Genomic DNA, 6,222 nt, shown 5'->3' with positions numbered 1-6,222 from the left:
CGCCTGGACGACCCCGCAGGCGCTGCGCGTGCTCGACGCCGCCGGCTGCGACGTGATCCTGGTCGAGACGGTCGGCGTGGGGCAGAGCGAGGTCGAGGTCGCCGGCCTCGCCGACACCACGCTGGTGCTGCTCGCCCCCGGCATGGGGGACGGGATCCAGGCCGCCAAGGCGGGGATCCTGGAGATCGGTGACGTCTACGTCGTCAACAAGGCGGACCGTGACGGCGCCGACCGGGTCCGCCGGGACCTGCGCTCGATGCTGGCGCTCGCAGCCCGCCCCGAGGGTGGGTGGAAGCCGCCGGTGGTGGGCACCGTCGCGTCCCGGGGAGAGGGCCTCGACGGCGTGGTCGCGGAGATCGACCGGCACCGCGCGTGGCTGGAGTCGAGCGGCGAGCTGGAGCGGCGTCGTACCCGTCGGGCGCGCGGTGAGATCGAGGCGATCGCCGTCACCGCGCTGCGGGCGCGGTGGGGCGACGTCCACGGGCGCTTCGAGCTCGACGGGCTGGCGGCCGCCGTCRTCGCGGGGGAGTCGGACCCGTACGCCGCCGCCGACGCGCTGCTCGCCGGCACCGGGACCGGGTAGCTCTTCGGCCAAAGCGGTCACACGCGGGTCCGAGTCCTCCTATCTTCGCGGTCATGAAGCTCCTCCACACCGCACTCGGCCTGGCCGTCGGCTCGCTGGTCGTGACCCTGGCCGCGGCGACCCCGACCGCGGCGACCCCGGACGGGGCCTCCAGCGCGCGCGACGCCGGCCTCGGCCGGCTCGCCGCCAAGGGCGGGTCGCTGACCTTCTCCCCGTCCGCCTACGTCGGCGGGCAGGCGGTCGGCTTCAGCGGCAGCCTGGGCGTGAGCGGCACGCGGAGGATCACGCTGCAGCAGCACATGAACCGTCCGGGCGACCAGTGGTTCGCGGTGCGCGGCTTCTCCGGAACGACGGCCGCCGACGGCAGCTTCCGCTTCTCCTTCCCCGCCCCGGCCATGCTCGGCATCCGCTACCGGGTGGCGGCGAAGGGCGGGATCACCACCCCGCCCGTGAGCTTCCGGGCCAAGGGCCAGGACCTCACGATGTGGGTCGCCGGGCTGGACCCGACCGCGGCGCGTGCCCCCGGGCAGCCGGTGGCCGGCGTGCCGTTCACCCTCGCGGTGGACACCACGCCCAGCCTCGTACGCCGCCCCGAGACGATCGGCCTGCCCGTCTTCGCCGGGCGCACCCTCACCCTCCAGCGGCGCCTCGACGGCGACAGCTGGGAGACCCTCGGCACCTCGGTGGTGCTGCCCGACGGGATGGGCTACTTCCCGAGCGTGACGTCCGCGGCCGGCACGGTCGTCTACCGGGTGCGCCAGGAGGACCTCCTCACCGGCGGCCACCGGATCGGCTGGATGCAGACCTTCCCGACCTACGTCACCGTGCTCGACCCGGGTCAGGTGCTCCCGCCGCTGCCGCTCGCCCGTCGCCAGGACACCGGGTCGGCGGCGACGCCTGCCGCGGCCCGTCGGTCGTCCGGGGCGGCCAGCGCGACGGCGAGCAGCCGCTACGGGTGGTACCCGACCCTCTGGGACTACACCTGGGAGGCCGGCCAGTCGCTGACCAGCCCGCCCGACGTGGGCTCGGTCCGCACCGGCTGGTGGCAGGACTACGCCGACGGCGCCGGCCGGATCAGCCGCCAGAACGGCGGCCTCTACCTCGACAGCCAGCGCAACAACGCGGGCGGTCCCGGGGACTTCGGGACGACCCGCGCCACGCTCACCGGCGCCGGCCGGGCCTACGGCAGGTGGGAGGCGCGCCTGCGGCTCAAGAGCGCCGAGGCCACCGCCCAGGACTTCCAGGTGCTTGTCGAGCTGGTGCCCGAACGGGTCGGGGACTACTCCTGCGGACGCCGCAACATCACCCTTGCCCAGGTGGCCGCGCACAGCGGCACGATGACCTTCGGTGCGAAGGCCGACACCCGGCAGTGGACCGGCAGCCGCTCGATCCCGAGCCTGGTCCACACCTCGCCGGCAGTCGCGGTCGAGGTCGCCCAGGACCACATCACGTGGTTCTGGGACGGCAAGCCGATCGGCACCGTCAAGGACCGGGCCGCCGTCACCGACGTGCCCATGACGCTCCGCTTCAGCATGGTGGGCGACCAGACCACCGAGTACAACCAGACCGGCGTGGTCTCGGACTGGCAGCGGGGCTTCGCGATCGAGAGCGGCAAGCAGGTGCGCTCCGGGCCGGCCCTGCGCCCCGCCGCCCTGACCACCTGCGAGTCGTGAGGCGGGGCGCACCGAACACTGCGCGCCTCCGTCGTGACGGCCCGACCGGCTGGTAGGAACGTCCGGTCCCCCGCCGTCCCTACGAGGAGTTGTCCCGATGAGCGCCAAGAAGGCGATCCTCGCCCTGGTGGTCGTGCTTCTCGGCTTCTGGATGTTCACCGACCCCAACGGACTCGCGGACGCCGCGACCGCCGGCGTCGGCAAGACGGCGGAGCTGGCCCAGCAGCTGTTCACCGCGGTCATCGACTTCGTGGGCGCCCTGACGTGATCTCCCACGCGGCGCGAGGCTGAGCGGTGCGCGGGCTCCTCGATCCCCGTATCCGCCGGCACCTGCTGCGCGACATCCGGTACGTCGGTCGCCCCGACCACCGCGACCTGTCCATCCAGCGGGTCGTCCAGCGCTCCGGCCTGCGCGGACCGCGCGTGGCCAACTGAGACGACCGCGATGGACGAGCGCCTCGACGAGCTCGTGCTCAGGGCGGTGGAGCAGGTCCCCCGGGGGCAGGTGGTGTCCTACGGCGACCTCGGCCACGTCGTCGGCATCGGCCCGCGGCGGGTCGGGTCGGTCCTGAGCCGTCACGGGGCCGGGGTCGCGTGGTGGCGGGTGACGAACGCGTCGGGCGGATTCCCTCCCGACCTGCTGGACGAGGCCCGACCCCACTGGCTGGAGGAGGGGATCCGCCTTCGCGAGTCGGGTCGCGGGTGCCGGATCGACGAGCATCGCGCGGACCTCGACGAGCTCGCCCTGCGATGGCGGGTCGCGGCGGCGGACGTGCTCGGGGAGGAGTGAGCGGGCTCACCGGAATGGAAATGCACGCTAGTGCAACTTTGCGCTAGAGTGCAGATATGGCGACCTCCTGTGACCACCTCCCGGGCAGCGGACTGCGCGCGGCCAAGAAGCAGCGGACCCGCGAGGCCCTGGGCCGCGCGGCCATCGACATCGTCTCCGCCGAGGGCATCGACGCCCTCACCGCGGAGCGCATCGCCGCCGACGCTGGGGTCTCGCGACGCACCCTGTTCAACTACTTCGCCACCGTCGAGGACGTGCTGACGGCCTCCATCGAGGACGTGACCACCGACACGCTCGCGGTCTTCGTCGCGCGCCCGTCGGACGAGCCGCTGCGGCGCTCGGTCACCGCCGTCCTCGAGGGGCTGCTGGACGAGCCCGTCTTCACCCAGGCCTGCGTCCTCGAGCGTGCCGCCGTCGCCTCGCCGGCCACTCGCCGCTTCCTGCGCGAGTTCGCCGACGGCCAGGTCGACGCCTTCGAGCAGGGTCTGTGGGACCGGATCGGCCCGGACGCCGACCCGGTGTACGTCGCGGCGCTGGCCGCCGCCATCGGCGCGATCCTCTCGCGGATGACCCGACTGCTCGTGACCGAGATGCCCGAGGCAGACCCCGACGACCCGGCCGTGGCACGTCGCCACCACACCGTCATCCGCAGGTCCTTCGACCTGCTCTTCGCCGGCTTCGACGAGTCCGGCGCCGTACGCCCCCCTGACCCTGCGGCCCACCCCGCGCCCGCCACCGCCTCCAAGGACAACTGATCGTGGCCTCCCTCCTCTACCGGCTCGGCAGCACCGCTGCCCGCCGTCCGCTCGCCTTCGTCCTCGCCTGGGTCCTGATCCTCGGCACCGTCGTGGGGGCGATGGTCTCGCTCCAGAAGCCGCTGACCAACGAGTTCGAGCTGCCGGACAGCGAGTTCGCGCAGGTGCTCGACGACCTCGGGCAGCAGATCCCCGAGGTGGCCGGGGGCTCCGGCACCGTGGTCCTGCACTCCGAGGACGGCTTCACCCGGGCCCAGCGCGATGCGATCGACGCGACGTTGGCCGACTGGGAGCAGCTCCCGCACGTCACCGGCACGGTGGACCCCTTCGCCACCCAGGCCGAGCTCGACAGCAGCGACGCCGACCTGCGCCGGGGGCGCGAGCAGCTGCTCGACGGCCGCCGCGAGTACGACCAGGGCGCGCGCCGCCTCCAGCAGCTGCGCTGGCTCGTCGGTGAGGGCGAGCGCGACATCGCCCGGCTCCAGCGCACCGACCCCGACAACGCCACGCTGCCCGCCCGGATCGAGGGTCAGGCCGAGCTGGTGGCGACCCTCGCCGACGGCGGGACCGGGTTGTCCGACGCGCGCCAGCAGCTCGAGGAGGGCGAGCAGCGGTACACCGACGGCGCCACGCTGCGCGGTCTCGGCGACGGCGTACGCCTCGTCAGCGAGGACGGCACCACCGCCCTCGTCCAGATCCGTTTCGACTCCAGCATGCAGGAGATCTCGCCCGACGACCTCGCCCTCGTGCCCGAGGCCGGCGCGCAGCTGGCCGACGCCGGCGTCGAGGCCGACTACGGCCAGGAGCTGGTCTTCTCGACCGAGGTCGGCGGCATCGGCGAGGCGATCGGCGTCGGCGTCGCTGCCGTCGTGCTGCTGGTGATGCTGGGGTCGCTGGTCATGGCCGGCCTGCCGCTCGCGGTGGCGTTCACCGGGGTCGGGGTCAGCCTCCTCGGTGCCCTGGCCCTCACCCACTGGCTCGACCTGCAGCAGATGGCGCCGGTGCTCGGTGCGATGCTCGGCCTCGCCGTGGGCATCGACTACGCGCTCTTCATCGTCAACCGGCACCGTCGCCAGCTCGCGGACCTCGCCCACGCCGGGCACGAGGTGGACCGCGAGGACGTCCGGCACAGCATCGGACTGGCCACGGGCACGGCCGGCACCGCCGTGGTGGTCGCCGGTGCCACCGTCGTCATCGCCCTCGCCGCCCTGCTCGTCTCCGGCATCCCGGTGCTCGTCCAGATGGGCGTCCTGGCCGCGGCCACCGTGCTGGTCACCGTGCTCGTCGCCCTGACGCTGACCCCTGCGCTGCTCTCGCTGGCCGGTCGGCGCGCGATCCCGCGTCGTGCCACGCAGGACAAGCCCCGCACGGACGGCTGGCCCGAGAAGTGGGTGGCCGTGGTGACGCGCCGCGCCCCCGCCCCCGTGGTCGCCGTGGTGCTGCTGATGGGCGTCCTGGCCATCCCGGCGCTCTCGCTGCGGCTCGGCCTGCCCGACGGCGGCTCGGAGCCGGTGGACTCGACGGCCTACCAGGCCTACGACCGGGTGGCCGAGGCCTTCGGGCCCGGGGCGAACGGCCCCGTCATCGTGTCCGCCGACGTCGAGCAGCCGGTCGCGCAGGGCGAGGTCGTGGCCACCCAGGCCCGGATCGGCTCCGCGCTCGCCGACGTGGAGGGCGTCAGCGACGTGCTCCCGATCGGGGTCAGCGAGGACCGCCGCACGCTCGCGTTCCAGGTCGTCCCCTCGGAGGGACCATCCGCCGGGAGCACCGTCGCGATCGTCGACGAGCTGCGCGGCCCGGTCACCGAGGAGCTTGCCGCCGAGGGTGTGGACGTCGGTGTCACGGGGGCCACGGTGGCCAACATCGAGGTCTCGCAGAAGCTCGCCGACGCGCTCCCGCTCTACCTGGTGCTGGTCATCGGCCTGTCCCTGCTGCTGCTCACCGTCGTGTTCCGCTCCGTGCTGGTGCCGATCATCGCGACCGCGGGCTTCCTGCTGTCGGTGGTGGCCAGCTTCGGCGTCATCGTGGCGGTCTACCAGTGGGGTTGGCTCGGCGGCGTCTTCGACGTGCACAACCCGGGCGCGGTGCTGAGCTTCATGCCGACGCTGCTCATCGGGATCCTGTTCGGCCTCGCCATGGACTACCAGATGTTCCTGGTGTCCGGCATGCGCGAGTCCTACGTGCACGGGCAGGACGCCCGCAGGGCGGTCCACACCGGCTTCGCCTCCGGGGCCCGGGTGGTCGCGGCAGCCGCCCTGATCATGGTGTCGGTCTTCGCCGGCTTCGTGTGGTCGCACATGACGATGGCCCGCCCGATCGGCCTCGGCCTCGCGGTCGGCGTACTGCTCGACGCCTTCCTGATCCGGATGACGCTCACCCCCGCGGTGATGTCGATGCTGGGGGACAAGGTCTGGTGGATGC

The 6,222-nt window shown here is 73.4% G+C and carries 7 protein-coding genes; all 7 read left to right on the top strand.

All coding sequences use genetic code 11. The features are described 5' to 3' along the window. Positions 1-583, top strand: a 583-nt coding sequence (locus tag ACXJKL_RS11875; protein WP_457207255.1) for an ArgK/MeaB family GTPase, incomplete at its 5' end; no start/stop codon positions are given. A gap of 53 nt (positions 584-636) precedes the next feature. Further along, positions 637-2,256, top strand: a complete 1,620-nt coding sequence (locus ACXJKL_RS11870; protein ID WP_457207254.1) for a hypothetical protein — start codon at positions 637-639, stop codon at positions 2,254-2,256. A gap of 97 nt (positions 2,257-2,353) precedes the next feature. Then, entirely contained in the window at positions 2,354-2,524 is a 171-nt protein-coding gene (locus ACXJKL_RS11865) for a hypothetical protein (RefSeq protein ID WP_457207253.1), read from the top strand. Between the two features lie 26 nt (positions 2,525-2,550). Beyond that, complete coding sequence (locus ACXJKL_RS11860; protein WP_457207252.1) at positions 2,551-2,691, top strand: hypothetical protein; 141 nt, start codon at positions 2,551-2,553, stop codon at positions 2,689-2,691. Between the two features lie 10 nt (positions 2,692-2,701). After that, complete coding sequence (locus ACXJKL_RS11855) at positions 2,702-3,046, top strand: MGMT family protein (protein ID WP_457207251.1); 345 nt, start codon at positions 2,702-2,704, stop codon at positions 3,044-3,046. Between the two features lie 56 nt (positions 3,047-3,102). After that, the gene (locus ACXJKL_RS11850; RefSeq protein ID WP_457207250.1) at positions 3,103-3,801 is read left to right on the top strand and encodes a TetR/AcrR family transcriptional regulator; all 699 of its coding nucleotides are present in this window, start codon (positions 3,103-3,105) and stop codon (positions 3,799-3,801) included. Positions 3,802-3,803: 2 nt separating this feature from the next. Beyond that, the coding region (locus ACXJKL_RS11845) for an MMPL family transporter (protein ID WP_457207249.1) at positions 3,804-6,222 on the top strand (2,419 nt) is incomplete at its 3' end.

The organism is Nocardioides sp. P5_C9_2 (genome assembly GCF_054049555.1).
The sequence above is the reverse complement of the archived record's forward strand: the minus strand, read 5'-3'. Positions and strand labels throughout refer to the sequence as shown.

Bases quoted from the DNA above. Each gene is read 5' to 3' on its own strand.
- ACXJKL_RS11865 (WP_457207253.1), top strand. From the start codon at position 2,354: ATGAGCGCCAAGAAGGCGATCCTCGCCCTGGTGGTCGTGCTTCTCGGC.
- ACXJKL_RS11855 (WP_457207251.1), top strand. From the start codon at position 2,702: ATGGACGAGCGCCTCGACGAGCTCGTGCTCAGGGCGGTGGAGCAGGTC.
- ACXJKL_RS11850 (WP_457207250.1), top strand. From the start codon at position 3,103: ATGGCGACCTCCTGTGACCACCTCCCGGGCAGCGGACTGCGCGCGGCC.
- ACXJKL_RS11870 (WP_457207254.1), top strand. From the start codon at position 637: ATGAAGCTCCTCCACACCGCACTCGGCCTGGCCGTCGGCTCGCTGGTC.